The following is a 25,629-nucleotide window of genomic DNA, read 5'->3' on the forward strand; positions in this document are numbered from 1 at the left end:
TCAGGCCGCCTGCACCCGCCAGCCCAGCGCGGCATCGTCCAGTTCGCCGCTGCCGCTCACATCGGCCACCTGCAGCTGCAGGCCCTGCGCGTTGGGCAGGTCCTTCTGCTCGGGGAACCAACGGCGATCGGCAGCGACCACGATCAGCAAGCCCTCGTCATCGCCCATCGGCGCGAACTGGGGCGACGGCGGGCTGATCGGCCGCAGGCCGAAGCGTTGGCTGGATTGTTCGCGCACCGCATCGACATCATGGCTGGGCAGGCCGACCTCGCTCAGGCAGGTCAGTTCGCTGCCATGGAAGGCGCCAGTGCGGTCGCTGGCCGGCAAGCGCCTGCGGCCGATCAGCTCCAGGATCAGGCCATCGGGTCCGGTGAAATACACCGACTGCGACTGCCAGCTGCTTTCCAGTGCGAAGTAGTCCAGCCCTTCCGGATTGCATTGCAACGGCGTGCGTGCACGCAGCCAGCTCATGGCGTCGGCGAAGCGGTTGTCCGGCACATTGAAGGCCAGGTGCACGCCGCCTACCGGACGGCCATTCGCCGGTTGCAGCTGGATCGTGCTCCAGCCAATGCGGACCTGGTCGCCGGCCACGTCCAGCTGCAGCACGTCGCGGAAGTACGCGGCGACGCTGGCAACATCGGATACCGGCAGCGAGAGATGCAGCAGGCGCATGATCGATCCTCCGTGGAGCGCTAGGGGCAGTGTAGTCCCGCGCACCTTTGCGCCGCGTCATCACCTGTGCAACGAATCGTTGTTGCCAGCCCTGGCATCGAGCCGTGCTCGACTGTCTTCAGCGCAAGGCTTCCGCGAAGAAGCGCACCGCGTCTTCCACCGCCACGGCATGCGTCTGCTCCTTCGGTACCGCAGTCATGCACAGCGCCTGCAGCCGCTCATCTGCCAGCGGCGTGCAGGCAGACAGGAAATCGTAGTGGCCGACACCGGGCAGCGCGTGCAACGTTGCTTTCGGAATCAGCGCCGCCGCCACATCACCGTTGGTCGCCGGCGCCGCCACTTCATCCGCTGAACCCAGCACGATCATCACCGGCTGCCGCAACGCCTTCAGTTGCTCCGGTGCAAACGCCTGCACGATGGCGGGCGCCAGCACGAACACCGCGCGCACGCCGGCAATCGAACGATCATCCTGTGCATGCTGCACGTACGGTTGCAGTTGTGGTGACGCCGCCGCAGCAAGACGCGCCGCCATCGTATGCGCGGCCGCTTCCTGCTGTGGCCTGCACACGCCGTCGTCCGGGTGCGCCTGGCAGAACGCCAGCAGCCGCGTCATGTCCGGCCGTGCGCCGGCGCTGAGCAGTGCGGTGAAGCCACCGGCGGAATAGCCCACCACGCCCAGCCGCGATGCATCAGCATGTGGCCCCAGCTGTGGGTCGGCCTGCACGGCTGCCAGCGCCGCCTTCAGGTCGTCGGCGCGCAGCCAGGTCAGCACGCTGCCGGCCAGCGTCATCTCATCGGCGCCGTTGTTGCCGGGGTGGTCCACGGCGATCACCAGGTAGCCAGCCCGCGCCAGCGCGGTGCCCAGCCACCCCATCATGCGCGCGGTGCCGCCATTGCCATGCGACAGCAACAGGGTTGGCAGGCGCCTGCCGGCAATGGGGGCATCCTTCGCCGCGCGCCCCACCTCGAACAGCGGCGCATCCGGTGGCCCGATGGTCAGCGGCGTTTCTTCGCTGCCTGGCATTGCCGGGTACCACACGGTGAAGCGCAGCACCTCGCGCCGAGCTCCGTCGCGGATCGCCGCGCTGTTCAGCGTTGTCACGCCATGACGTTCACCGGCAATGTTGGGAGCGGCCGCCATCGCCATCGGCGCCAGAGCAGCCAACAGCAGGGTCAGGATCCATCGTGTCGCGCGCATCATCGGTTTCTCCGGGTCAGTCAGGACGGTGATCGACCGGCAGCCAGATTTCCACGCCGCCATGGCCGGTATGCTCGTCGAAGCGGGTGTCGTAGCGTTCAAGATCCGGCGCGTTGGCCAGGTGGAGGCTGCTTGCCGGCAGGTACTGGTCCAGCAGCCAGAACCAGGTCGAGCGGATGGTGGAGATATGGCCGCCATGCCAGGCCACCAGGTAACGGCGCGCAGGCACATCCACCCGCTGCCAGTGTGCAGGCACCGATGGCAGTGCGTTTACCGGCAATGCTGCGATGTAGTCGAAGCCACCCTCGTCGTCGCTGTTGCAGCACACACCGAAACTGACCGGCGCCGGTGTTGGCCATTCGCGATTGAGCTGTGCCCACTGCCCGGGAATCGCACCGCCGCTGTCGCGGCTGTGGCGCATGCCGATGCCGGCCACCTGGAAGGGCGTGCAGTCGATCAGCCTGGGCGCCTCGGTGCAGGCCTGTGGCGCGTCGTCGAGGCGGATCGCGTGCACCAGTGCCAGTTCCTGCAGGCCCCGCTCGCGCACGCGCTCCGGGGTCTGCCCGAACTGCTCGCAGAAGGCACGGGTGAACGCGGCATGCGTGCTGTAACCGGCTGCCAACGCCACCTGCAGGATGTCGCCGGCACCGTTGGCCAGCTGTTGCGCGGCGGCGGTCAGGCGGCGTCCACGCAGGTAGCGCACCACCGACGTGCCGGTGCGGGCCTGGAACAGGCGTGACAGGTGGAAGGGCGACAATCCGGCGGCTGCCGCGATGTCGGCCAGCGCCAGCGGCTTGTCGGCATGGCTTTCGATGTACCACAACGCTTTGCCGGCTGCGCTCATCGCGCTGTCCCTCGTTCGAATGCCGGGCAGCGTACCGGATCGACGGGGTGGGGCGCTTAGCAGTTCTTGCGCCGGCGGGGCTTTGCGTTTGCCGTTGCACCGGCAACAATGCGATCTTCATGGACACGATCGAGGCCAGGGACATGCCGGAAGTCACCGCTATCAACCAGACCGCGCAGATCGCCGCATGGTGATGATCATTGCGATTGCCCTGCTGCCGGCGCTGCTGCCACTGGCGCTGCTGGTGCTCATGTGGCGGCGGGCACCACGCTGGCGCGGGGACCCCTGGCTGTACCGTGTGATGTTCTCATTGCTGGCAGCACTGCTGGCGCCCACGTTGTTGATGGCAGGCCATGGCGGCCTGCCGTGCCCCACTATCGGTGGCCTTGTGCTGGTGCTCATGGACCTTGAGTGGATCGGCCAACTGCAGGTGAACCTGATTGCCTTCGGAACCGAGGACACTGCCATCCTCTCCGCGCCTTTCCTGTTCGTTTTCGCGATCGCGCTGTTCATCCCGCTGCGGACGGCGCGGCCCGCCGTCTTCGGCTTCGACGACGACACTGCCGGATAGCACAGAGCCCGGCATGGGCGGCGGCTGCACCTCCAGCGGTCGCAACTGTCGTCTCCACGTCATCGCTGCTTCACATCCCGCCCCGAGACTGCGCGCCTTGTCCAGGTCCCACCTGGCCCTGTCGTGCCTTCCCGGAGTCCTGCCGTGCATCGTTCGAAGCTGTCGCGTTCCATCCTCCTCGCCCTTGGTCTGGTCAGCGCAGGAGGCGCGATCGCTGCAGATGCCGGAACGGCAGACACCAGCAGCAGTGGCAACGCCGCTGCGCCCACCCAGCTTGATGCGATGCTGGTCACCGGTACCCGTGCCTCCAACCGCACCCAGTTTGAAACCCTGGCGCCGGTGGACGTGTTCACCAAGCAGGACATCCAGTCGGTCGACTCCACCGACCTGAAGGACGTGCTGGCGCAGCTGGTGCCTTCGTTCGTGGTGCAGCGCCTGCCGATGGCCGATGGCCAGGTGTTCGTGCGCCCGGCCACGCTGCGTGGCCTGTCGCCGGACCAGACGCTGGTGCTGGTCAACGGCCGCCGCTTCCATCGCAGTGCGTTGCTTGGCAACCGCGGCGCACAGGCCGCCGACCTGGCCCAGATTCCGACCAGCGCCATCAAGCGCATCGAAGTGCTGCGCGATGGGGCGTCGGCGCAGTACGGCTCGGATGCCATCGCCGGTGTCATCAACATCATCCTGGAGGACAGCCCGGGCACCGAGATCACTGCGGGCTATTCGCAGTACGCGCAGGGCGATGGCGGCTCGCGCGACTTCAGTGCGCGCACCGGCTGGGCGCTGGGTGACTACGGCAGCCTCGCCCTGTTCGCCGAATCGTCCAACTCCGATGCGACCTCACGCACGCGCCAGCGTCCCGACGCCATCGCCTTCCAGGCCGCGCATCCCGAACTGGACGTGCCCAACCCGGTTCAGCGCTGGGGCCAGCCGGAGCTGGAAAGCCGCCGCATGGGCTTCAACCTGAAGGCCAATGCCAGCGACACCCTGGAGCTGTATGCCTTTGGCCTGTACAGCCACAGCGAAGGCGTCAGTGATTTCAACTGGCGCAACCCCGATACCACCACCGGTGCGTACCGCACGACCAGCATCTTCCCGGCCTGGAACCTGCGCTCGCTGTATCCGGTGGGCTTCAGCCCGCAGTACGGCAACACCCAGAACGACCTGCAGCTGGTCGCGGGCCTGCGTGGTGAGATCACGCCCAAGCTGCGCTGGGACCTGAGCGCCTCGTATGGCCGCAATGCCATCGACTACAGCCTGGACAACTCCATCAACGCCTCGCTGGGCCCGGACAGCCCGACCTCCTTCGACCTCGGCCGGCTGACCCAGACCGAGAAGAACGCCAATGCGGACTTCAACTACGAATGGGACGTGGCTGCGCTGTCGAAGCCGGTCAACGTCGCCTTCGGTGCCGAGTTCCGCCAGGAGACCTACCAGGTGCGCGCCGGCGACCCGGCCTCGTATGCGGTGGGCCGTGGCGCTGCGGCGGGCCTGGAAGCCAATTCCAACGGCGCGCCGGGCTTCTCGGCCAGCCAGGCCGGGCAGTGGAGCCAGCGCAGCAAGGCCGCCTACGTGGACATGGAAGTGCCGCTGGGCGAGCGCTGGAGCATCGGCGCGGCCGGTCGCTATGAAGACTTCTCCAGCTTCGGCAGCACGGTGGATGGCAAGCTGTCGGCACGTTTTGCGATCACCCCGGACGTGGCGCTGCGCGGCACGCTCTCCACCGGCTTCCGCGCGCCCACGCCGGCCCAGCTCAACACCACCAGCACCACCCAGGGCCTGGACACGCGCACGCTGCAGATCTTCACCAGCGGCCGCCTGTCGCCCAGCGATCCGTTGGCGCAGCTGCTGGGTGCCAAGCCGTTGACCCCGGAAGAATCGCGCACGGCCTCGCTGGGCCTGACCTGGCGCACCGACCTGGGCCTGTCGGGGTCGGTCGATGTCTACCGGATCACGCTCAGCGACCGCTTCAGCCAGTCGGCCAGCTTCGCCATTCCGGCCGGCACGCCGAATCCGCTGGGCTATACCTCGGTGAACTACTTCACCAACGATTTCGACACCACCACCACCGGCGTGGATGTGGTCGGCAACTACCTGCGCGACCTCGGCGCAGGGCGGATGACGCTGACCCTGGCATACAACTACAACCAGACCCGCGTCGACAACGGCAGCACCTCGGTGGCCACCAACGAAACCCAGCGCGTGCTGTTCGAAGACCGCCTGCCCGAGCACAAGGGCAGCTTCACCGGCAGCTGGGACATCGGCGCGTGGTCGTTGATGGCACGCGTGCGCTATTACGGCAAGTGGACCGACTCTACGGGCAATGCCACCGGCGATATCTACCAGCAGTTCGGTGCGATGACCTTCCTCGACCTGGCCGTGGGCTATCGCATCAACGAACACCACAGCCTGCGCGTGGGCGCCGACAACGTGTTCGACCGCTACCCGGACGAAGCCACGTTCCAGGCCAGCCGTGGCCTGATCTATTCACGCAACGCGCCGTACGACACCGACGGTGCCAACGTGTACGCGCATTACCGGCTGAGCTTCTGATGGACAGCCGCCGCCGTTCCCTGCTGCGTGCCGGCGCGCTGCTGCCGGCCGCTGCGGCGCTGTCTTCACTGCCTGCCATGGCCGCCGCGCGCTACGCTGTGCCGATGGACATTCCTGCACCTTCCACGACGCCGGATGTGCTGGCCCGTGACGAGTCGTACTGGTCCGCCGTCGCCAGCCACTTCGACATCACCGATGAAGTGAACCACCTGGAGAACGGCTACTGGGGCGCGATGGGCAAGCAGACCCTGGCCAGCTACCAGCGGCATACCGCCGAAGTGAACCGGGGCAATGCCTGGTACGGTCGCCACGCGTTCCCGGCGCAGTACATGGCCGTGCATCGGCAGGTGGCCGACATGCTTGGCGTCGGCGCCGACGAGATCGCGCTGACCCGTGGCGCCACCGAAGCGATGCTCGCGCTGATCGGCGGCTACAACCGGTTGGCTGCGGGCGACCAGGTGCTGTACGCCGACGTCGACTACGACAGCATGATCAACGCGATGCGCTGGTTGCAGCAGCGTCGTGGCGTGCAGGTAGAGCGCATCGCACTGCCGGTGGTGCCCACCCATGAGCAGATCCTGCAGGCCTACGATGAGGCGTTCGCGCGCCTGCCGCGCCTGAAACTGGTGCTGCTGACCCAGGTCAGCCATCGCCATGGGCTGGTGCTGCCGGTGGCAGAGATCGCCGAGCGCGCGCGGGCACGCGGCATCGATGTGATTGTCGACGCCGCACATGGCTTTGGCCAGATCGACTACGCGGTGCCGGACCTGAAGGCCGATTTCGTTGGCATCAACCTGCACAAGTGGATCGGCGCACCGGTGGGCGTGGGCGCGATGTACGTGCGCAAAGGACGCGTGGCCGACCTGGATCCGTACATGGGCGAGACCGACGACGGCCGCGTGGGCAGTCGCGTGCACACCGGCACGGTCAACTTCGCCGCCTATCTGGCGCTGCCGGAGGCCATCGCGCTGCATCAGGGCATCGGCGCAGCGAACAAGCAGGCGCGGCTGCGCTACCTGCGTGAGCGTTGGACGGTGGCGGCGCGGCACATGGCGCATATCGAGGTGCTGTCGTCACCGGATCCGGCGTTGGCCAGTGCATTGGCCAGCTTCCGCCTGCGTGGCCATGCCTCGGTGGAAGACAACCTGGCGCTGCAGAAACGGCTGCTGGATGAACATCGGATATTCACCACCCATCGCGATGGCCTGGACTCCGGCGCCTGCGTGCGGGTGACACCATCGGTGTTCACCCGCCCCGCGCAGATGGATGCGCTGGTGCAGGCGTTGGCCGCGCTGGGGTAGGCGCAACACCCATCCACGCATGGCGTGGATCTACTGAAATGGGGTGGCAACGATTGCAAATGTACCCACGCATGGCGTGAACGGGCGTTGCCAACCAAGGTTGGCATCTACCGGAACAGGCCCAGTAGATCCACGCCATGCGTGGATGCCCTTCCACTAGCGGTCAATCGCCGGCAACGCATCGGACAACAACAACCGATCGATCCGCCGCAGCGCGTTCTCCAGTTGCCGCCGGTCCGCAGCCAATCCCAACGACAGCCGCACGCCGCTCGCGAACGGCGCGCCCGGCGGACAGAACGCCGATGAAGGCGCGATCGCCAGGCCCTGCAGCTGCGCCGTACGCACCAGCGTGGCGTCGGTCCACGGCGCTGGCACCCGGCACCACGCATGCAGCCCATCGGCGCGCTCCAGCAACGAGGGCGCCAGCAGATACCGCGCCATCCGCGTGCGCTCGCGCGCTTCCTCGCGCACCTGCGCCAGCAGCGCCTGCGCCGAGCCATCCAGCAGCAGCTGGCTGGCCAGTGCGGATACCAGCGGGTGACCCATCAGCCGCGTGGCACGCAGTGCGGTGGCCATCGCCTCGGCATGGGCGGCGCCCGGGCATTGCACGAACGCGGTACGCAGGCCAGGGCTGATCACCTTCGAAAGCGTGGCCACATGGAACACGTGTCGCGGTGCCAGCGTCGCCAGCGCAATGGGCGCGGTGACGGCCAGATGCCAGTACGGATCGTCCTCGATCGCCAGCAGGCCTTCGCGCTCCAGCACCCGCGCCAACGCTTCGCGCCGCGTGGTGGGCACCGTCAGTGCCGTCGGGTTCTGGCAGGTGGGGTTGAGGTAGACCAGGCGCGCGCCACATTCCCGCGCCCGGCGGGCCAGCGCCTCCGGGCACATGCCGTGTTCGTCGCCCTCCACCGTGACCAGCCGCCGTCCCAGTGCGGCGGCGGCCTGCAGCAGACCCGGATACACCAACCGGTCGCAGAGGATCGCATCACCCTCGCGCCCTTGGCTGAGCAGGATCGCCGCCAGTGCCACCTGCGCGCCTTCGGTCAGCAGCAGGCGAGCATCGTCCACCGTGCCCAGCATCGGCTGCAGCCAGCGCGCCGCCGCGTGACGGTCGGTCGGGTTGCCACCGCCCAGGTGATAGGTCATCAGGTTCGGCGCATTGCTGCGTGCGAGCACCGCCGCCGCGCCCCGACGCAGCATTTCCGCCAGTGCATCGGCGTCGGGTACCGGTGGCACGTTCATGCTGAGATCGACGGCCTGGTCAAAGCCCGCCTTGGGCGGCGCGATGAAGCTGCCCTGTGGCCCGCGTGCTTCGATCAGTCCACGCTTGCGTGCCTCATCGAAGGCGCGGGTCACCGTGGTCAGATCCACGCCGAGCTGCTGCGCCAGTGCGCGCTGCGAGGGCAGCCGTTGCCCGGGCGCCAGGCCGCCGCGATTGATGGTGCGTTCCAGCGTGTTGACGATGCGCAGGTAGATCGGGCCGCTGTGCACGTGCACGTCCTGCACCCAGCCCAGTCCTGCAATGCCAGGCCCTGCGACATCGGGTCGCGGCATGTACGGAGGATGTCGGGGCGTATCGTTGCTTCCAACGGCGGGAGCCTGTCCATAACCATCGGTCGGTTCGGACAGGTGACCGCCGTTGTTGTTTGTGGCGGCTGCGCCAGCCAGCGTCGGTGATGTCATCGCGCGTCCTCAGCGCTGGGCCTGCCAGGGGCAGTAGCAGCCCACGGCAAGCAGTCCTTTCGGGCGCACGGTTTCCCCGCGCACCAGTTTGTCCAGCAACGGTTCGACGAAGCTGTTGGCCGAATTGCAGACCATGCCGATGCTGTACGGGCCGGCATAGGCCAGGTGGCCCTGGCGGTCCCAGATCGCTACCGCCGGGCTGGCCGGAATGTTCCCGATGCCATCGATGGTCGGCAGGGTGATCACCTTGCTGCGCAGCGGCTCGGGCAGTTCACCCTGGGTGCCGGGGCGGCGGATGGCATAGAAGTCGATGCCGGCGCGGCGATACATGCTGATCAGGTAGCTCAGGTGGGCACCGGTTTCGCGGTTGCACACGCCGCAGGCCGGGTCCCAGAAATGCACCACGCGGATGCGGCCGGTGTCGCCGGCCAGTTCCGCCGGCAATCGCAGCTGCGAGTCATCGAAGACGATGGCCTGTTCGGCAAACGTGGACTGCTCGCCATAGCCGAAGTACTGCCACAGTGCCGCCGCCACGCCGGCCATGAACAGGCAGGCGAGGGCGATCATCACCGGCAGCATCGAACGGCGTGGGCGCGGCGCGGCTGCGCCCATCAGGAGCCGTCCGCGCCGAACTTGTGCACGTACTGCTTGCGCATCTCGCGGCAGGAGTCGGCCTGGGCGCGGCGCTGGATCTCGCTGCGCGCCGCGTCCTCGCTGCGTTGCAGGCACTGTTCAATGGCGTGGCGCTCGGCGGCCTGCACATCCACGGTCTGCGGTTGCAGGCAGACCCAGGCCAGGGCGGCCAGCATCAGCACGACGAACCCGCCGCAGCCGGCCATCACCAGGTGGAACTTCAGTTTGTCGGCGGCCATCTGCGGCGCATCCTCCGTCCATACATTGCATACAAGATATCATCTTGTATGGGCATGGCCCACGGATGGCTCAGACGATCGCCGAATGCCGCGCGTCGGGCGCCTCGGACAGGATCTCGTTCAGCTTGGCCAGCGCACCGGCCAGTGCGTCCTGATCCACCGCACCGCCCAGCGACAGGCGGATGGCGTTGCCCGGTGGCGGTTCTTCCACGCTGAAGGCGTCGGAGCTGGCAATGCCAAGGCCCTGTTCCTGTGCCGCCTGGATCAGCCGGTACTGGTCCAACCGCGGCGGCAACGGCAGCCACACATGCAGGCCGGCCGGGTGGGCCTGGCGGCGGGCGGGCAGGTAGCGGGCAGCAATGGCCTGGCGCTCGCGCAGTTCCTGCTGGAAGCGCTGCACCATCGCCTGCGCCTGGCCGGTGCGGATCCAATGCGAGGCCACGGCCACCATCGACTGGGTGGGCATCAGCGCGATCGCACGCAGAGCGTCCAGCACCGGTTCCATCGGCTCGCCGCCCGGTACCACCAGGTAGGCCGTGCGCAGGCCGGGGGCCAGGCACTTGGACAGGGTGGAGATGTAGTAGACCGGGCAGCCACCGTCGGCCAGCGCGGCCAGCGGCGGGGCGGCATCGCCGGCCAGCAGCCAGTAGGGATCGTCCTCGACCACGGTCAGTTCGTGCCGCCGTGCCACCGCCAGCAGGGCCTGCCGGCGCTGCGCCGACATCGTCGCCGTGGTCGGGTTCTGGATGGTTGGCACCAGGTACAGCAGGCGCGGCCGGCGCTGCTGGCAGGCTTCGTCCAGGGCATCGGGCAGCATGCCCTCGGCGTCCATCGCCACCGGCACCACGCCCCGCTGCAGCACGCGCGCAGCGGCCAGCAGGCCCGGATAGGTCAGTTGCTCGGCAGCGATCAGTTCGCCCGGCTGGGTGCGGGCCAGGATCAGTGCGCACAGCGCAGTCTGCGCGCCGGGGCAGATCACCACCCGCTCGGCGCCCACCGGGCCGAGCACCGGCGCCAGCCATTGCACGGCCGCAGCGCGGTCGTCGCGGCTGCCGGCACCGACGTGGTAGCTCATCAGCTCGCCCTGGCCCAGCTGCTGGCCCAGGTGCTGGAAACCGGCCTCCATGCCCTGTGCGAACGGCGCGCTGCCGAGCAGCGGGGGGATGTTCATGCTCAGGTCGACCGAGGTGCTGCGGTTGCCGGCGGACATCGCAATGAAGGTGCCGCCCGCGCCCTGCGCGTCCAGCAGGCCGGCTTGGCGCAGTTCGGCGAAGGCGCGGGTGACCGTGGTCAGATCCACCCCCACCTGCTGGGCCAGGTCGCGCTGCGGCGGCAGGCGATCGCCCGGCCGCAGCACGCCATCGTCCACCGCCTCGCGCACCTGCTGGGCGATCTGCAGGTACAGCGGTCCTGCGCCCTCACGGAACGGGCGGACCCAGGTCCGGTTGGGGTGTTTCAGGCGGCGGCCGGCAGCAGGAGGCGTCATCGGTCGGATTTTTCCATACGTGCAGATGCACAAGTCCATACAATGCTGTATCTTGTATGGGCTTGATTGGAGTGGTTCGCCTGTTTGTAGGCGACCTCGTACCCACAGTGTAGCCGCTCCACGCCCGGGCGCTGCGCGCAGGCGAGCCGGTCAAGCGCGCATCTTCAACAGGGTTGACCACCAATGAATATCTGCTGGAACCGCATCCGCCTGGCGCTGGTCGCCCTGGCCTGCATCGCCCTGACGGGCTGCGATTGGGTGCTGCTGGATTCGAAGGGCATGGTCGGGATCGCACAGCGCGACCTGATCCTGATCTGCATCGGCCTGATGCTGATCGTCGTCGTGCCGGCCATCGTGCTGACCTTCGTGTTCGCCTGGCGCTTCCGCGCCGGCAATACCAAGGCGAAGTACACGCCGGACTGGTCGCACTCCACCAAGGTGGAAGTGGTGGTCTGGGGCGTGCCGTTGCTGATCATCGCGGTGCTGGCGGTGATCGTGTGGAAGTCCACCCACGAGCTCGATCCGTACAAGCCGCTGGACGTGGCCGGCGAACCGCTGCACGTGGACGTGATCGCCACCGACTGGAAGTGGGTGTTCGTGTACCCGGACCTGGGCATCGCCACCGTCAACCAGCTCAACTTCCCGGCCAACCGCGCGCTGGCGTTCAACATCACCTCCAACTCGACGATGAACACCTTCTTCATCCCGCAGCTGGGTGGACAGATCTACGCGATGGCCGGCATGCGCACGCAGCTGCACCTGATCGCCAACGAGCCCGGCCAGTTCCGTGGCATGTCCGGCAACTACAGCGGCCATGGCTTCTCGAACATGAAGTTCATCGCCACCGCCAGCAGCAACGAAGACTTCGATCGTTGGGTGGCCGACGTGCGCAGCGCACCGGATTCGCTCAGCTTCGAGCAGTTCAAGGCGCTGGCCGCACCATCGAAGAACGCGCCGGTGCAGCACTTCTCCAGCGTCGAACCGTTGCTGTTCAAGAAGGTCATCGACCAGTTCATCGGCGTCGGTGAGAACACCGCTGCTGCAACCCCGGCGGGCGCTGCCGGCGGTGCCCAGGTTTCCCAGGAGTAACGAACATGTTGGGTAAATTGACGTGGGAGGCCGTGCCGCTGCACGAGCCGATCGTCGTGGTCACGTTGGCGGCCATGGTGCTGGGCGGCCTCGCGCTGCTCGGCGCGGTGAGCTATTTCAAGCTGTGGGGCGTGCTCTGGCGCGACTGGTTCACCACGGTGGACCACAAGAAGATCGGCATCATGTACGTGGTCGTCGCGCTGGTCATGCTGGTGCGCGGCTTCGCCGATGCACTGATGATGCGCGCACAGCTGGCGGCGGCCGGGCCGGGCAGCGATGGCTTCCTGCCACCGGAACACTACGACCAGATCTTCACCGCGCACGGCGTGATCATGATCTTCTTCGTGGCCACGCCATTCGTGGTCGGCCTGATGAACATCATCGTGCCGCTGCAGATCGGTGCGCGCGACATGGCGTTTCCGTTCCTCAACGCCTTCAGCTTCTGGATCTTCGTGGTCGGCGCTGCGCTGATGATGATCTCGCTGGGTGTTGGCGAATTCGCGATGACCGGCTGGGTCGCCTATCCGCCGCTGTCGGGCATCGAGTTCAGTCCCGGGGTCGGTGTCGATTACTACATCTGGGCGTTGCAGGCCTCCGGCATCGGTACCCTGCTGACCGGCGTCAACCTGTTCATCACCATCCTGCGCATGCGTGCGCCGGGCATGACGTTGATGAAGATGCCGGTGTTCACCTGGACCGTGCTGGTCACCAGCGTGATCATCATCGCCGCCTTCCCGATCCTGACCGTAGCCCTGGGTGCGCTCACCCTGGACCGCTACCTGGACTTCAACTTCTACACCAACACGTTGGGTGGCAACCCGATGATGTACGTGAACCTGGTGTGGGCCTGGGGCCACCCGGAGGTGTACATCCTGGTGCTGCCGGCATTCGGCATCTTCTCTGAAGTGACCGCTACGTTCTCGCGCAAGAAACTGTTCGGTTACAAGTCGATGGTCGGCGCCACCCTGGCGATCGGCATCCTGTCCTTCATCGTCTGGCTGCACCACTTCTTCACCATGGGCTCCGGTGCCAGCGTCAATGCCTTCTTCGGCATCATGACGATGATCATCGCCATTCCCACCGGCGTGAAGATCTTCACCTGGCTGTTCACCATGTACGGCGGCCGCGTGGAGTTCAGCGTGCCGATGCTGTGGACCATCGCCTTCCTGGTCACCTTCACCATCGGTGGCATGACCGGCGTGCTGCTGGCCATCCCGGGCGCGGACTTCCTGCTGCACAACAGCCTGTTCCTGGTCGCGCACTTCCACAACACCATCATCGGCGGTGCGCTGTTCGGCTACCTGGCCGGCTTCGTCTACTGGTTCCCGAAGGTGTTCGGCTTCACCCTCAACGAGCGCCTGGGCAAGTGGTCCTTCGCCTGCTGGGTGATCGGCTTCTACCTGGCCTTCATGCCGCTGTACATGCTGGGCTTCATGGGCATGACCCGGCGCATGAACCAGTACGACAACCCGGCGTGGACGCCGTACCTGATCGCCGCCTTCATCGGTGCGCTGTTCGTGTTCGCGGGCATCATCCTGATGCTGGTGCAGATCTACGTCAGCATGCGCGACCGCAAGCGCAACCTCGACCTCACCGGCGACCCGTGGAATGCACGCACGCTGGAATGGGCCACGCCGTCGCCGCCGCCGTTCTACAACTTCGCCGTGGTGCCCAAGGCCGATGAGCTGGACGCCTTCCACGAAGCGAAGAAGCGTGGCCTGCCGCCTCCACCGAAGAAGTACGCACCGATCCACATGCCGAAGAACACCGGTGTGCCGCTGATCCTCAACGTCTGGATCCTGGTGCTGTGCTTCGCCCTGGTGTGGCACATCTGGTGGATGGCCGGTGCCAGCTTCATCGCGATGATCGCCACCCTGATCGCGCGCTCCTACAACGAGGACGTGGATTACTACGTCAGCTCCGAAGAGGTGGCGCGTACCGAAGCGGCCAACCACGCCAAGCTGCAGGAGGCAGGCGCATGAACCTGTTGACCCGTCCGCAACTGGACAGCGATGCGCTGGTCCACGACGACCACCACGCGCACGACCACGCCCACGAACAGGGCGGCATGAAGGTGTTCGGCATGTGGGTGTACCTCATGTCCGACCTGGTGCTGTTCGGCTCGCTGTTCGCCTCGTACGCGGTGCTCAGCACCGCCTACGCCGGCGGCCCGACCGGCAAGGAACTGTTCTCGCTGCCGTTCGTGATGGCCGAGACCTTCATCCTGCTGGTGTCCAGCATCACCTATGGCCAGGCCGTGCTGGCCATGCACCGCCTGGACAAGGCGGCGGTGCTGCGCTGGCTGGGCGTGACCTTCGTGCTCGGTGCCTCGTTCATCGGCATGGAGCTGTACGAGTTCTCGCACCTCATCCATGAAGGGGCCGGCCCCAGCACCAGTGCCTACCTGTCGGCGTTCTTCGCCCTGGTTGCCACCCACGGCCTGCACGTGGCCAGCGGCCTGATCTGGATGGCGGTGGTGATGCACCAGGTGTATCGCCGCGGCCTCACCCCGACCAACATCACCCGCGTTTCCTGCCTGAGCCTGTTCTGGCACTTCCTGGACCTGGTGTGGATCTGCGTCTTCACCTTCGTCTACCTGATCGGAGCCTTCTGACATGGCCCACGTCGAAACCTCGCGCGCCGGCAATGCGCACGGTTCCACCAAGTCCTACCTGATCGGCTTCGTGCTGTGCGCGCTGCTGACGGTGGTGCCGTTCGCGCTGGTGATGAACCCGGTGCTGTCGCGGCCGGTCACCCTGTTCCTGCTGGTCGGCTTCGCGGTCGCGCAGATCCTGGTGCAGCTGGTGTACTTCCTGCACATGGACCGCAAATCCGAAGGTGGCTGGAACCTCGCCAGCTTCGTGTTCACCCTGGTGATCCTGTTCATCGTGGTCGCATTGTCGATCTGGATCATCTGGAGCATGCACTACCACATGATGATCAACTGACCGTGGCCGGGGCGATCGGCAAGGAGTGCGCGATAGCCCTGGCACCTCAGCCCTCTCTCCCCCCAGGGCAGGCCTGACCGAGACCGCGCCCACCTCGTGTTGGTGGTACCCGTGATGCGTGTTGCTTCCGTTGTTCGTTCCCTGCGCCTGCCGCTGCTTGCCGCAGGCCTCGCACTCGGCCTGCTGGCCGGCTGCAGCGCGCAGTCGCGCATGGATTTCTATTCCAAGGACATCGCCTGCGAGGAACTGGGCCAGCACTGGACCATGCCTGACAGCGCCGGCACCCTGCGTGGCCCGAAGGACCTGCAAGGGCAGGTGACCTACCTGTTCTTCGGCTTCACCAGCTGCCCGGACGTGTGCCCGACCACGATGGTCGAACTGAGCCAGGTCAAGCACCTGATGGGCAAGGATGCCGACCAGCTGCAGGTGGTGTTTGTCAGCGTCGATCCGGCGCGCGATACCCCCGAAGTCGCGCACACCTATGTGCACGCGTTCGACCCGAAGGCGATGGCGCTGGTCGGTGACGAGGCACAGCTCTCGGCGATGGCCAGTGACTTCAAGGCGTTCTACGAGAAAGAGCCCGGGCAGCTGCCGGACACCTACACGATGAGCCACATCGCCGGCGGCTACGTGTTCGACCGCCAGGGTCGCCTGCGCCTGTTCGCGCCCTACGGCATGCCGGTGGAGCAGCTGTTCTCGGACGTGCAGCGGTTGCTGCTGGAGCCGGAACACCCGGCCGCGGGCAGCGAAGCGCTGGCCGCGTGCAAGCTGCCACACAGCACAAGTGTCGCCGCACGCTGACCGACGCATCGCTCTGGTGGGTGATGCCTGCTCCGGTGGGTGTCGACCTTGGTCGACACGATCACCCATGCGCCAATCCCCCGGCCGGCCAGGAGAGCCAACCGGCCAGGGGCACCACTCAACGCCTTACTTGGTTTCTTCCCACTGCACCACGTCCGGCTCGGCCGCCTTGATGCCGGCGGTCGACAGCAGCTTGGTGGTCGCATCCAGCGCCGCGTTCACCGACGGGTACTCCACAATCGCGCGGCCCGCGGCCTTGGACACCTTCACCACGGTGCCGCCGGTGGCGGTGGCCGCACGCTGGGCCGAGGCCGCATCGGTGAAGAACACCTTGACCCGCGAGGTCGCCACCACCGGTGCGCCGTCGTTGGAGACGGCGGCGGCGAACTTGCTGGCACCGGCATCCGCACGTGCGGCCACACCGGTAGACGCATTCGTGGAGCGCTTGCTGCGGGTGCCGACGGCCGCCGCGCTGGCATCAGCACCGGTAGTGATCCTGAACTGGCCGCCGCTGGCCTGCTGCACGCTTGCCGACGGCGCCAGCTGGAATCGGGAGCCGCCAACATTGAACGAGCGGCCGGTGGCTTCCGTCTTCAGTTGCTGCGCGTCTACGGTCGACAGGGTCTTGGCCGCCGGCGGCTGGCCAGAGCTCTGTGCCGAGGCGGTAGTGGTCATCGCCGCGAAGGCGAGGGTACTCAACAGAATGGTCGTCTTCATCATCAGTGCCCCAGAACGCGGATCTTGAAGAATTCGAGGTTGCCACGCGATGCAGCATTCGCGGCTTGCCCCACGTCGGTTACTTCCAGCGTCCAGGTGCCTGTGGCGTTCTCATCCAGGAAGGCATTGCTGGACAGCAGATCCCAGTTGGTGAAATTGCGCTGCACCCCACCGGTGCCCGAACCGATCCCGGTAAACGCCGGCTGCACCACGCTGCGCGTGCCACTGGGCGAGATCAGCACGAACTGCAGCTGGCGGGTGTTTCTGTGGTTGACCCGGAAGCCCAGCTGCACGCTCTCGATGCTGCGCGCACCATTGGCGACCTGGAAGGTCAGGCGCGCCGCGGCGGCCGAGGTATTGCCGATGGCCACGGTGCGCGTTGTGGTGCGCCAGCCGCTATCGACCAGTGCACCCAGCGACTGGAAGTTCTCCGCGACCTGCACTGCGCGCGCAGCGTTGACCACACCGAAGCCGTACCAGTTGCTGTAGGCGCGGCCGGCGGCATTCACCGTCCAACCCGGCACCAGCACGCGGCCATCGGAGTGCGTGACCGCAGCCTGGTTCGGATCGGTGCGGGTGGCGGTGGTGGCCAGGATGTACTTCACATCGCGGTAGGACAGGTTCGGGTTGGTTTCCAGCACCAGTGCCGCCACGCCCGACACCATCGGCGTGGCCGCCGAGGTGCCGTTCATCTTGCCGGTGTAGTTGCAGGTGCTGTCGATGGCCGACTGGTCGCCGTCCAACGTGTTCCGCAGGCTCGCGTTCTTGTTGCTGCCCTGCGCGCAGCCGGTGACGTCGGTGGTGAGGATGGCCGGATCGTAACGGATCGCCAGCTGTCCCGGCACGACCTTCCGCTGCCAGCCGTTCTCGCCGCCGAAACCAGACACCCACAACGCCGAACCGGTGGACGAGTAGGACGAGCGCACGCCATCGGCGCGCACCGCACCGACGGTGATCACGTTGAACAGGTTGTTGCGCGGATCGCGGCCGGCTGGCACGCAGCCGGTGTTGCGGTTCTTGGTGTCATTCGAGCAGGTTTCGTAGCCATTGCCGAGGCTATCTTGCCAGTACCCGTTGTCGTGGTTGTTGCCAGCGGCTTTCACGTAGATGCCACCGCGCCCGCCACGGGTGCCGGACATGGCCCGCTCATAGGCGGAGATGTCGTTCTGGCTGTAGGCCAACGGCAGGCTGGGGTTGCCCGGGCTTGAGCCCCAGCTGTTGTTGAAGACCCCCACGTCGGCCACTTCGGCGCCATCCCACCATGAGTACTCGATGTTGGAATTCGAGTTGCCCTGGGCATTGGATGCCAGGAAATTGAAGCCCTTCAGGGTGGCCGCCGAGGCCACGCCGCGCACGCCCAGGTTGTTGGCGCCCACCGCACCGGCGATGCCCCCGACCATGGTGCCGTGGTTGTCGCGGTCGGGATTGGAGGGGGAGGGGTTGTTGCTCTGGTTGGCGAAGTTCTTGCCCGCGATTGCCGCCACGTTGGCCGCCAGGTCCGGATGGGCGATCTGCAGGCCGTCATCGACGATCGCGATGGTGACGCCCTGGCCGCGGATGCCATTGCGGAACAGCCCATCCACGTTGAGATCGTTGCCGGCCACCGGCAGGGTATCGCCCAGAGCCGCCTGCCCGGTGTTGAGCAGATGCCATTGTCGACCGGCAAGTGGATCAGCCTGTTGCGCGTGGGCGGTAAGGGCCAGGCTGCCCAGTACCAGGGCAGTGGCCAGGGCCAGGCGCGCAGAGCGCGGTGGCGCGGAGCGTTGCGTGTGTCGCTTCATACACGAATCCTTCTGTTGTGAATCGGCATGGCAGGACGGCGGGGCGGATCTGCCCCATCGCAACGAGCCAAACGCGACACAACGAACAACCCCCTACCTCTTCACGCAGCCAATGTGCTGATGTGCCAAATGCGTCACAAACACTTATGCCGTCTGGTAATCACGACTGCGCCCGTCAGGCCTGAGTTTCGGTAGATGCCAACCTTGGTTGGCACCGCGCATCCACGCCGGGAACCCCCCGCCATGCCACCATGCCTGCAACCCCCGGAGGACACCGGATGAAACGCCCCAATGCCCGCGCCCATGCCGATCTGGCCCCGCTCAGCGTGGCCACCATCCGCAAGGTTGTGCTGTCGCTGTATCACCGTCGTCATGACTATGGGACCGACGCGGACATCGCCGAGCTGCTGCCGGAGCTCAGCGCATTCAACATCACCACGGTGAAGCAGCTGCGCCTGCTGATGAAGCGGCACCGCCGCGCGCTGCTGCGGGAGGAGAGAGCAAAGATGCCACGGGCGCAGACGCTGGATCTGCAGACCGAGGGCGGCTGGCGTGGCATCGATATACACGCCAACACCAGCTGGTACGCCATTGGCGGCCTGGTCCGCATCAGCATGGAACACGAGTTCGGATTCGAGACCATGCTGCCGTTCCATGAGGTACGTGCAGACGAACCGGCATAGCGTGGAAACCGTGCGAACGCTGCGGCAAGAGCTGCCGAGCATGGCTCGGCACTACAGGGCGTCGTCGCGCCGCTTCCCGGGCAGCTGTGCTACTACAGCCCGTGCACCCTTCCCGTCCTGGAGCACGACCATGGTCAACCCTGTCGCCCAGGCCCACCGCGGCCTCGGCACAACACTCTTCAGCCTGTTGAATCCGATACCGTTCGGCTTCTTCGTGGCCGGCCTCATTTTCGACATCCTCTACCTCAACACCGCTGAAGTGATGTGGGGCAAGTCAGCGGCGTGGCTGATCACCTTCGGCCTGCTGATCGCCATCCTGCCGCGGCTGATCAACCTGTTCGCGGTCTGGCGCCGCAACGGCACCGCCACCGGCACCGACCGCCTCGATTTCCTGCTCAACCTGGTCGCCATCGTGCTGGCCGTCTGGAACGCCTTCGTACACAGCCGCGACGCCTATGCGGCGGCCGTGCCGGGCACCATCCTCTCTGCGCTGACGGTGGCACTGATCGCGCTCGGCTTCATCGTGCTTTCGCTGCAGCAGCCGGTGCTGCAAGGAGCCCGTCATGGCTAAGCGCATCCTGCCCGCCGTGGGCGTGCTCTCGTTGTCCCTGGCGTTGGTCGCCTGTGCCGGCAAGGCCGAATACCACCCGGCCGACCAGTCCGGCGCGCAACCGCCGTTGCCCAAGCCCGAGAACTACCTGTTGCCGCCGATGCAGGTGCCCAAGGGCGTGGGCTGGGCCGAAGGACAGGCACCGTCGGTGGCCGACGGCCTGAAGATCGAACGCATCGCCGCCAACCTGCAGCACCCGCGCCGGCTGCTGTCGCTGCCCAACGGTGACGTACTGGTAGTGGAAGGCAACGGTCCCGGCGAAGAGCCGGTCACCACGCCCAAGCAGTGGATCGCCGGCAAGGTGAAGGCGCGCTCGGGCAAGGCCGGCAAGGGCGGCAACCGGGTCACGTTGCTGCGGCGCGCGCCGGGCACCGGCACCTGGACCCAGCACGTGTACATCGAAAACCTGCACTCGCCGTTCGGCATCCAGCTGATCGGTGACACGCTGTATGTGGCCAACACCGGCAACATCATGAAATACCACTACGTGCCCGGCGAAACCCGCATGTCCGACAAGGGCAGCGAGTTCACCGACCTGCCCAGCACCATCAACCACCACTGGACCAAGGAACTGCTGGCCAGCCGCGATGGCAGCAAGCTGTACGTGGGTGTGGGCTCCAACAGCAACATCACCGAGAACGGCCTGGCCGTCGAGTACCGCCGCGCGGTGGTGCTGGAGGTGGACGTGGCCACCAGCGGCAGCCGCATCTACGCCTCGGGCCTGCGCAACCCCACCGGCCTGGACTGGGAGCCGAGCACCGGCAAGCTGTGGGCGGTGGTGAACGAGCGCGATGAGATCGGTGCCGACCTGGTGCCGGACTACCTCACCTCGGTGCAGGAGCATGGCTTCTACGGCTGGCCCTACAGCTACTACGGCCAGCACGTGGACGAGCGCGTGCAGCCGCAGCGGCCGGACCTGGTGGCCAGGGCGATCCGCCCGGACTTCGCCATCGGCTCGCACGTGGCACCGCTGGGCCTGCTGTTCTACACCGGTCAGGCACTGCCGGCGAAGTATCACGGCGGCGCTTTCATCGGCGAGCACGGCAGCTGGGACCGCTCGCCGTTGAGCGGTTACGAAGTGGTGTACGTGCCGTTCAAGGATGGCAAGCCGTCCGGCCGCCCGGAGGCGGTGGTGAGCGGGTTTGCGTCCAAGGATGAGAAGACGCTGATGGGCGCGCCGGTCGGCATGGCCATCGACGCGGAGGGTGCGTTGCTGGTCGCCGATGATGTGGGCGACGTGGTGTGGCGGGTGTCGGCGAAGTAGCCGGCCACTCGCGCATCACAGGCATTCTGTAGAGCCGAGTATGGGCTCGGCTCTACAGCGCTGATGATCCGGTGCGCAGCCCACTGAACACCGATTCGGCCGCAAACCCCACACCGCCCAGCAGTACGCCGAAATACACCACCGACGCCACCACGAAGCCGTAGCCGGCCGCCACCGCGGCGCCATCGCGCTGGATGAAGCCGATCGCAAATGACATCAGCGCCAGTGCCGGCAGCGTGTTGCTGAAGGGAATCGGTCCGGCCGGCAGCATCAGCAGGATCGTGGCGAACACCAGCGCCAGGTTGTTCAACCGCATCATCTTCTTCGAGCGCACCATCGCTGCCAGCCGCATCGGCCGTGACAGGCGTTCCATCCGGTGCACCCATTTCAGGGCGCGGCCCAGGTTGGCCTTCAGCTTGTCGGTAGCGATCTGCTTGTCGGCCAAGCGCTGCGGCACCCACAGCGGACGGTCGCGCACGCGGCTCAGGCCGATCAGCAGGATGGACGCACCGAATACCGTGCTCAGCCCGGGAATCGATACCGGAATCAGGAAGATCGCCGACAGCAGGATCACCACCAGCATCAGGCCTTCGTCGCCCAGCGCATGCAGCAGCGTGCCGACGCGGATATGGTCGCCGGGCAGGCCCTCGATCAGGTCTTCAATCTGCTGCGCAAGCGGGGCGGTGTCAGTGGCGTCGGGCGCTTGGTAGGTCATGCGTCGAAAGAGTGTCCAGGGAAGGGCGGTCGATAGGGCCGTCCTGCGGTGGGGGACGCACAGGCCCCACGAGTATCCCCGGCCAGCGCCGCGCAGAGGTGAACGATGCATGAGGCCGGCGTTGCCAGGCGGCCTGGCCTAAAATGGGCGTCCCCCGCACTGGTTGAAGATGATGGACATGGGTCGCAGGCAATCGACCATCGAACTGGTCGCCATCGATATGGATGGCACCCTGCTGGACCCCGCCCACAAGCTCACCGCGCGCGTGAAGCAGGCCATCGCCCGGGCACGCGCGCTGGGCGTGCATATCGTGCTGACCAGCGGCCGCCCGGTTCCGGGGCTGGCGCCGTTCCTGCACGAACTTGGCATCGATGGCGACGATGATTACTGCATCGCCTGTAATGGTGGCCTCGTGCAGCGCATCGGCCCGCGCGAGACGGTGGTCGAGTATCCGCTCAGCTTCGATGACTTCGTGTACTGCGAACAGGTTGCCCGCGAGATCGGCGTGCACTTCCAGGCGCTCGATGCCACGCGCATGTACACGCCCAACCAGGACATCAGCATCTACACCGTGGCCGACTCGCATCTTTCGCGCATGCCACTGTCGTACCGCCGCGTGGCCGACATGGACCCGGGTATGTCCTTCATCAAGCTGATGATGATCGACGAGCCGGACGTGCTGGATGCTGCCATCGCGCGCTTGCCAGCCGCGCTGACCGAGCGTTTCGCGGTACTGAAGAGCGCGCCGTTCTTCCTGGAAGTATTCGACCACCGCGCCGGCAAGGGGCCAAGCCTGCAGAAGCTGGCCGAGCACCTGGGCATCGACCGCGCCAACGTGATGGCCATCGGCGACCAGGAGAACGACCTCACCATGCTGCAGTACGCCGGCACCAGCGTGGCGATGGGCAATGCCATCGATGCGGTGAAGGCCGTGGCGCGCTTCGAGACCGCCACCAACGCCGATGAAGGCGTGGCCAAGGCGATCGAGCGTTTCGTTCTGCAGTAACCGCGCGTCCATCTTCCGGTAGGTGCCAACCTTGGTTGGCACACGCAGCCGGCAAGCGCCGACCAAGGTCGGCCTACCACGCAAGGGCTATACCCACGTATAGCCCATCCATACACATCGCCATCGGCGCTGTACCACGGTGCAATGGCGGATGCGGCAGTGCGATGCAAGAATTCCGCACGTCGAAATCACGCCACCGAATCCCACGGCAGATGATCGTCTTCATCCGCCACTGACCGGCGCGTACCGCGCCGTCATCACTTCAACGCAATCGCCGCCAGCCAGCGCGCCGCACACCGGCGCTGCATCGCGCTGGGCGTGCGCCTGCGCCACCTTTCCCCTGCACCCTGGATCTGGCCATGAACACTCCACCTACGCTTCTTGCCCTGGCAATCGGCATCGCACTCGTTGCACCGCTGCACGCTGCCGAGTCCACCGACGCGGCCCACGACACCCCCACCACCTTGAACGCGCTGCAGGTCATCGCCACCCCACGCGGTGCAGCCGTCGCGCCCACCCAGGTGGTCGGCCCGAACCGCTACGTCATCAACGCCACCGACTTGGATTCGATGGTGTCCGGCAACAACGGCCTGTCGATGCTGAAGAACGTGCCGGGCGCCAGCTACACCGCCACCGACGGCCTCGGCCTGGACATCTCGGCTACCAGCCTGTTCGTGCGCGGGTTCCGCATGAATGAAATGGGCATCACCTTCGAAGGCGTGCCGCTGAACGACAACGGCTTCCTCTCGCTTACCGGCACCAGCGTGGTCAACGTCGGTGTGCCCGATGGCATCGGTTCGATCACGGTCAGCCCGGGCGGTGCACCGGTGAGTGTGTTCTCCAGCAGCGTCAATGGCGGCAGCCTCGAGTACCGCCTGCGCGACCTGCAGGACACCCCCAGCCTGCGCCTCAAACAGGGCGTGGGCAGCAACAACACGCTGGTCACCACGGTCTCCGGCCAGAGCGGCCAGCTGGGCGAGCACGGCCCGAAGCTGCTGGTCGACCTGCAGCGCGTGTCGGCCGACAAGTACCAGGGCGCCGGCACCCAGAAGTTCCTGCGCGGTGACCTGAAGGCCCAGCAGGATGTGGCGTGGGGTGACTTCACCGTGTTCCTGTCCGACAGCAAGGCCGCGGTGTGGGGCTACAACAACATCTCCTTCGACATGATCCGCAAGTTGGGCTGGAAGGCCGACAGCTTCTATCCGGACTATGCGTGGGCGTACTACGTGGCCTCGCCGGAGAACGCCGACAAGTCCTGCGGCGCCTACACCTGCGGTGAGCTGTCCGAGCTGATTCCCTACGACACCGGCCAGGTGACCCGCGACCGCGTCGCTTCGATCAACCATCGCTTCCAGATCACGCCCGCGCTCAGCGGCAACGTGCAGCTGTACAACGTCAACAGCCACACCCAGGCCACCTTGACCGACCCGACCGTGCCGTCGCCCAACGGCGCGCCCTTCTCCGAGCAGGTGCAGACGCCGCACCTCAATCGCTTGGGGGGCATGTTCAACCTGCAGTTCGAGACCGGTGCGCACACCCTCACCACCGGTTTCTGGCAGGAGAAGAGCAAGGCGGCCGCGAAGACCGAGTGGTACCAGCAGCCGCTGTTGGGGGAGGGCAAGCCACTGAAGGCCACCGGGCCGTTCGATGTGTACGGTCCGGCGTTCCAGACCGACAACGCATCCAGCTGGGTGACCCGTTCACGGCAGCTCTACCTGCATGACAACTACGCCGTCACCGACACGCTGGTGCTGGGGTTGGGCTTCAAGGCCGTGGACTTCACTACCACTGGTGGTGGCATCGGCGACTCAGCGGAGCGCCCGGTGTTCGGCACGCTGCGCGCAAAGAGCAACTTCCTGCCACACGTGTCGCTGTACTGGAGCCCGACCGAGCGGACCGATGCCTTCATCGACCTGGTCAACACCATGAACGGCTATCGCGTGGCCCAGCGCGGCAACATCGGCTACACCGCGTCGGCCTGGACCATCAGTGACCAGAAAGAGTTCGACCGCGTGGCCGGCACCCTGCGTCCGGAAAAGAACTGGAACCTGACCGTGGGCGCCAGCCACCGCTTCGACCGCCTGACCGTGACCGGTGATGTGTTCTACAACGACATCCGCAACCGCCTGCTGTCGGCAGCCATCGGCACCCAGTTCGCGCAGATCAACACGGTGCGCTTGATGCCGAAGATGCACGTGATCGGCGCCGATCTCGGCATCACCGCCGACCTGACCGACCACCTGCAGTTCTACCAGGGCATCGCACTGGCGCGCTCGTACTACGACAGCGATTTCGTGGTGGGCGATACCGTGTACCCGATCAAGGGCAACGCACAGCCGGGCTATCCGCAGCTGTCGCTGGTCAGTGACCTGTCCGCGCACTTCGGCGGCTGGCGTTTCGGTGCCACCAGCACCTCGTACCTGCGCCAACCCTTCACCTATGAAAACGACATCCGCGTGCCGACGTTCTGGCAGGTCAACGCATACACGGCCTACAAGCTGGGGGCGGACAGCCTGCTGCCGGGGCTGGAGCTGCGGCTGGACGTGAGCAACCTGTTCAACCGCAACAACATCGGCACCGCCACCATCGCCGGTTCCTCGTTCTCGGGCGACTACCAGACCCTGCAGCGCAGCGCCCCACGGCAGGTGATGTTCAGCACCTCGATGTCGTTCTGAACTGCGGAACGGGCCCTGACCCCAGTAGATCCACGCCATGCGTGGATGCACTTGGCAGCTCCTCGGCGGATGCCACGACCGGGGTCGGATCCCTTTGCCACGCAAAGGGCTCCGACTCCATCCGCTGTTTGCACAATCTGCACTGATTTCGTGGCACCAA

General features: G+C 66.3%; 23 protein-coding genes. 13 read left to right on the top strand and 10 right to left on the bottom strand.

Annotated features, from left to right (window positions below; genetic code table 11):
• The 3 genes from AC1DKR_RS18040 to AC1DKR_RS18050 all read right to left on the bottom strand — a co-directional run bounded on the left by AC1DKR_RS18040 (position 1) and on the right by AC1DKR_RS18050 (position 2,714).
• A complete protein-coding gene (locus AC1DKR_RS18040; RefSeq protein WP_478034186.1) occupies positions 1–672 on the bottom strand; it encodes a VOC family protein in 672 nt (223 codons plus the stop codon).
• A 118-nt stretch (positions 673–790) separates the two neighbouring features.
• Positions 791–1,819: an alpha/beta hydrolase family protein gene (locus AC1DKR_RS18045; protein ID WP_478034277.1), complete on the bottom strand. Its 1,029-nt coding sequence runs from the start codon at positions 1,817–1,819 to the stop codon at positions 791–793.
• Between the two features lie 67 nt (positions 1,820–1,886).
• Positions 1,887–2,714, bottom strand: a complete 828-nt coding sequence (locus AC1DKR_RS18050) for an AraC family transcriptional regulator (protein WP_093819354.1) — start codon at positions 2,712–2,714, stop codon at positions 1,887–1,889.
• Positions 2,715–2,901: 187 nt separating this feature from the next.
• On the opposite strand from AC1DKR_RS18050, the gene AC1DKR_RS18055 reads away from it, so the two are divergent.
• The 3 genes from AC1DKR_RS18055 (at position 2,902) to AC1DKR_RS18065 (ending at position 7,136) form a co-directional block, all read left to right on the top strand.
• A complete protein-coding gene (locus tag AC1DKR_RS18055) occupies positions 2,902–3,285 on the top strand; it encodes a hypothetical protein (protein WP_132823774.1) in 384 nt (127 codons plus the stop codon).
• Positions 3,286–3,429: 144 nt separating this feature from the next.
• A complete protein-coding gene (locus tag AC1DKR_RS18060) occupies positions 3,430–5,835 on the top strand; it encodes a TonB-dependent receptor plug domain-containing protein (RefSeq protein ID WP_478034190.1) in 2,406 nt (801 codons plus the stop codon).
• Positions 5,835–7,136, top strand: a complete 1,302-nt coding sequence (locus tag AC1DKR_RS18065) for an aminotransferase class V-fold PLP-dependent enzyme (RefSeq protein ID WP_312787199.1) — start codon at positions 5,835–5,837, stop codon at positions 7,134–7,136. The genes AC1DKR_RS18060 and AC1DKR_RS18065 overlap by 1 nt, the downstream gene beginning before the upstream one ends.
• 156 nt (positions 7,137–7,292) lie before the next feature.
• On the opposite strand, the gene AC1DKR_RS18070 is transcribed toward AC1DKR_RS18065, so the two are convergent.
• The 4 genes from AC1DKR_RS18070 to AC1DKR_RS18085 all read right to left on the bottom strand — a co-directional run bounded on the left by AC1DKR_RS18070 (position 7,293) and on the right by AC1DKR_RS18085 (position 11,180).
• Positions 7,293–8,822, bottom strand: a complete 1,530-nt coding sequence (locus AC1DKR_RS18070; RefSeq protein ID WP_442244174.1) for an aminotransferase-like domain-containing protein — start codon at positions 8,820–8,822, stop codon at positions 7,293–7,295.
• Between the two features lie 9 nt (positions 8,823–8,831).
• The gene (locus AC1DKR_RS18075) at positions 8,832–9,434 is read right to left on the bottom strand and encodes a DUF6436 domain-containing protein (RefSeq protein ID WP_105164806.1); all 603 of its coding nucleotides are present in this window, start codon (positions 9,432–9,434) and stop codon (positions 8,832–8,834) included.
• Entirely contained in the window at positions 9,434–9,694 is a 261-nt protein-coding gene (locus AC1DKR_RS18080; protein ID WP_025877432.1) for a hypothetical protein, read from the bottom strand. The genes AC1DKR_RS18075 and AC1DKR_RS18080 overlap by 1 nt, the downstream gene beginning before the upstream one ends.
• Positions 9,695–9,764: 70 nt before the next feature.
• On the bottom strand, positions 9,765–11,180 hold the full coding sequence (locus AC1DKR_RS18085; protein WP_478034195.1) for an aminotransferase-like domain-containing protein: 1,416 nt from the start codon (positions 11,178–11,180) through the stop codon (positions 9,765–9,767).
• Positions 11,181–11,363: 183 nt separating this feature from the next.
• On the opposite strand from AC1DKR_RS18085, the gene cyoA reads away from it, so the two are divergent.
• From cyoA to AC1DKR_RS18110, 5 genes are all read left to right on the top strand, one after another.
• Positions 11,364–12,269: a ubiquinol oxidase subunit II gene (gene cyoA, locus AC1DKR_RS18090; RefSeq protein ID WP_223496997.1), complete on the top strand. Its 906-nt coding sequence runs from the start codon at positions 11,364–11,366 to the stop codon at positions 12,267–12,269.
• Positions 12,270–12,274: 5 nt separating this feature from the next.
• Positions 12,275–14,251, top strand: coding sequence for a cytochrome o ubiquinol oxidase subunit I (gene cyoB, locus AC1DKR_RS18095; RefSeq protein WP_478034200.1), 1,977 nt, complete (start codon positions 12,275–12,277; stop codon positions 14,249–14,251).
• Positions 14,248–14,883 carry a cytochrome o ubiquinol oxidase subunit III gene (cyoC, locus tag AC1DKR_RS18100; RefSeq protein WP_080353828.1) on the top strand — a complete coding sequence of 212 codons (636 nt, stop codon included), beginning with the start codon at positions 14,248–14,250 and terminating at the stop codon, positions 14,881–14,883. The genes cyoB and cyoC overlap by 4 nt, the downstream gene beginning before the upstream one ends.
• Before the next feature lies 1 nt (position 14,884).
• On the top strand, positions 14,885–15,217 hold the full coding sequence (cyoD, locus tag AC1DKR_RS18105; RefSeq protein WP_025877422.1) for a cytochrome o ubiquinol oxidase subunit IV: 333 nt from the start codon (positions 14,885–14,887) through the stop codon (positions 15,215–15,217).
• A gap of 114 nt (positions 15,218–15,331) precedes the next feature.
• Entirely contained in the window at positions 15,332–16,018 is a 687-nt protein-coding gene (locus AC1DKR_RS18110) for an SCO family protein (RefSeq protein WP_478034204.1), read from the top strand.
• Between the two features lie 126 nt (positions 16,019–16,144).
• Here AC1DKR_RS18110 and AC1DKR_RS18115 read toward each other — a convergent pair whose 3' ends face one another.
• Positions 16,145–16,738, bottom strand: coding sequence for a S8 family serine peptidase (locus AC1DKR_RS18115; RefSeq protein ID WP_312786090.1), 594 nt, complete (start codon positions 16,736–16,738; stop codon positions 16,145–16,147).
• Positions 16,738–18,516, bottom strand: coding sequence for a S8 family serine peptidase (locus AC1DKR_RS18120; RefSeq protein WP_478034210.1), 1,779 nt, complete (start codon positions 18,514–18,516; stop codon positions 16,738–16,740). Before AC1DKR_RS18120 ends, AC1DKR_RS18115 begins: the two co-directional genes overlap by 1 nt.
• A 278-nt stretch (positions 18,517–18,794) precedes the next feature.
• Between AC1DKR_RS18120 and AC1DKR_RS18125 the strand changes: the two genes are divergently transcribed.
• From AC1DKR_RS18125 to AC1DKR_RS18135, 3 genes are all read left to right on the top strand, one after another.
• Positions 18,795–19,199 carry a hypothetical protein gene (locus AC1DKR_RS18125; RefSeq protein WP_312786088.1) on the top strand — a complete coding sequence of 135 codons (405 nt, stop codon included), beginning with the start codon at positions 18,795–18,797 and terminating at the stop codon, positions 19,197–19,199.
• A gap of 130 nt (positions 19,200–19,329) precedes the next feature.
• Positions 19,330–19,770 carry a DUF2231 domain-containing protein gene (locus AC1DKR_RS18130; RefSeq protein WP_025877408.1) on the top strand — a complete coding sequence of 147 codons (441 nt, stop codon included), beginning with the start codon at positions 19,330–19,332 and terminating at the stop codon, positions 19,768–19,770.
• A complete protein-coding gene (locus tag AC1DKR_RS18135) occupies positions 19,763–21,073 on the top strand; it encodes a PQQ-dependent sugar dehydrogenase (RefSeq protein ID WP_478034213.1) in 1,311 nt (436 codons plus the stop codon). The genes AC1DKR_RS18130 and AC1DKR_RS18135 overlap by 8 nt, the downstream gene beginning before the upstream one ends.
• A 52-nt stretch (positions 21,074–21,125) precedes the next feature.
• Here the strand turns inward: AC1DKR_RS18135 and AC1DKR_RS18140 are convergent, their stop codons facing one another.
• Complete coding sequence (locus tag AC1DKR_RS18140; RefSeq protein WP_478034217.1) at positions 21,126–21,788, bottom strand: exopolysaccharide biosynthesis protein; 663 nt, start codon at positions 21,786–21,788, stop codon at positions 21,126–21,128.
• A 172-nt stretch (positions 21,789–21,960) separates the two neighbouring features.
• Between AC1DKR_RS18140 and yidA the strand changes: the two genes are divergently transcribed.
• Both yidA and AC1DKR_RS18150 read left to right on the top strand, forming a co-directional pair.
• A complete protein-coding gene (gene yidA / locus AC1DKR_RS18145) occupies positions 21,961–22,794 on the top strand; it encodes a sugar-phosphatase (RefSeq protein ID WP_394196774.1) in 834 nt (277 codons plus the stop codon).
• A 359-nt stretch (positions 22,795–23,153) separates the two neighbouring features.
• Positions 23,154–25,469, top strand: coding sequence for a TonB-dependent receptor (locus AC1DKR_RS18150; RefSeq protein ID WP_478034222.1), 2,316 nt, complete (start codon positions 23,154–23,156; stop codon positions 25,467–25,469).
• The last annotated feature ends 160 nt before the right edge of the window (positions 25,470–25,629 follow it).

Source organism: Stenotrophomonas sp. 01N47 (assembly GCF_056399165.1).

Coding starts and splice junctions, on each gene's coding strand:
- AC1DKR_RS18055 (WP_132823774.1), top strand. CDS start 2,902: ATGGTGATGATCATTGCGATTGCCCTGCTGCCGGCGCTGCTGCCACTG.
- AC1DKR_RS18140 (WP_478034217.1), bottom strand. CDS start 21,788: ATGACCTACCAAGCGCCCGACGCCACTGACACCGCCCCGCTTGCGCAG.
- AC1DKR_RS18115 (WP_312786090.1), bottom strand. CDS start 16,738: ATGATGAAGACGACCATTCTGTTGAGTACCCTCGCCTTCGCGGCGATG.
- cyoA (WP_223496997.1), top strand. CDS start 11,364: ATGAATATCTGCTGGAACCGCATCCGCCTGGCGCTGGTCGCCCTGGCC.
- cyoD (WP_025877422.1), top strand. CDS start 14,885: ATGGCCCACGTCGAAACCTCGCGCGCCGGCAATGCGCACGGTTCCACC.
- AC1DKR_RS18110 (WP_478034204.1), top strand. CDS start 15,332: ATGCGTGTTGCTTCCGTTGTTCGTTCCCTGCGCCTGCCGCTGCTTGCC.
- AC1DKR_RS18135 (WP_478034213.1), top strand. CDS start 19,763: ATGGCTAAGCGCATCCTGCCCGCCGTGGGCGTGCTCTCGTTGTCCCTG.
- AC1DKR_RS18065 (WP_312787199.1), top strand. CDS start 5,835: ATGGACAGCCGCCGCCGTTCCCTGCTGCGTGCCGGCGCGCTGCTGCCG.
- cyoC (WP_080353828.1), top strand. CDS start 14,248: ATGAACCTGTTGACCCGTCCGCAACTGGACAGCGATGCGCTGGTCCAC.
- cyoB (WP_478034200.1), top strand. CDS start 12,275: ATGTTGGGTAAATTGACGTGGGAGGCCGTGCCGCTGCACGAGCCGATC.
- AC1DKR_RS18050 (WP_093819354.1), bottom strand. CDS start 2,714: ATGAGCGCAGCCGGCAAAGCGTTGTGGTACATCGAAAGCCATGCCGAC.
- AC1DKR_RS18045 (WP_478034277.1), bottom strand. CDS start 1,819: ATGGCGATGGCGGCCGCTCCCAACATTGCCGGTGAACGTCATGGCGTG.
- AC1DKR_RS18130 (WP_025877408.1), top strand. CDS start 19,330: ATGGTCAACCCTGTCGCCCAGGCCCACCGCGGCCTCGGCACAACACTC.
- AC1DKR_RS18125 (WP_312786088.1), top strand. CDS start 18,795: ATGAAACGCCCCAATGCCCGCGCCCATGCCGATCTGGCCCCGCTCAGC.
- AC1DKR_RS18150 (WP_478034222.1), top strand. CDS start 23,154: ATGAACACTCCACCTACGCTTCTTGCCCTGGCAATCGGCATCGCACTC.
- AC1DKR_RS18075 (WP_105164806.1), bottom strand. CDS start 9,434: ATGGGCGCAGCCGCGCCGCGCCCACGCCGTTCGATGCTGCCGGTGATG.
- yidA (WP_394196774.1), top strand. CDS start 21,961: ATGGACATGGGTCGCAGGCAATCGACCATCGAACTGGTCGCCATCGAT.
- AC1DKR_RS18085 (WP_478034195.1), bottom strand. CDS start 11,180: ATGACGCCTCCTGCTGCCGGCCGCCGCCTGAAACACCCCAACCGGACC.
- AC1DKR_RS18040 (WP_478034186.1), bottom strand. CDS start 672: ATGCGCCTGCTGCATCTCTCGCTGCCGGTATCCGATGTTGCCAGCGTC.
- AC1DKR_RS18070 (WP_442244174.1), bottom strand. CDS start 8,822: ATGACATCACCGACGCTGGCTGGCGCAGCCGCCACAAACAACAACGGC.
- AC1DKR_RS18120 (WP_478034210.1), bottom strand. CDS start 18,516: ATGAAGCGACACACGCAACGCTCCGCGCCACCGCGCTCTGCGCGCCTG.
- AC1DKR_RS18080 (WP_025877432.1), bottom strand. CDS start 9,694: ATGGCCGCCGACAAACTGAAGTTCCACCTGGTGATGGCCGGCTGCGGC.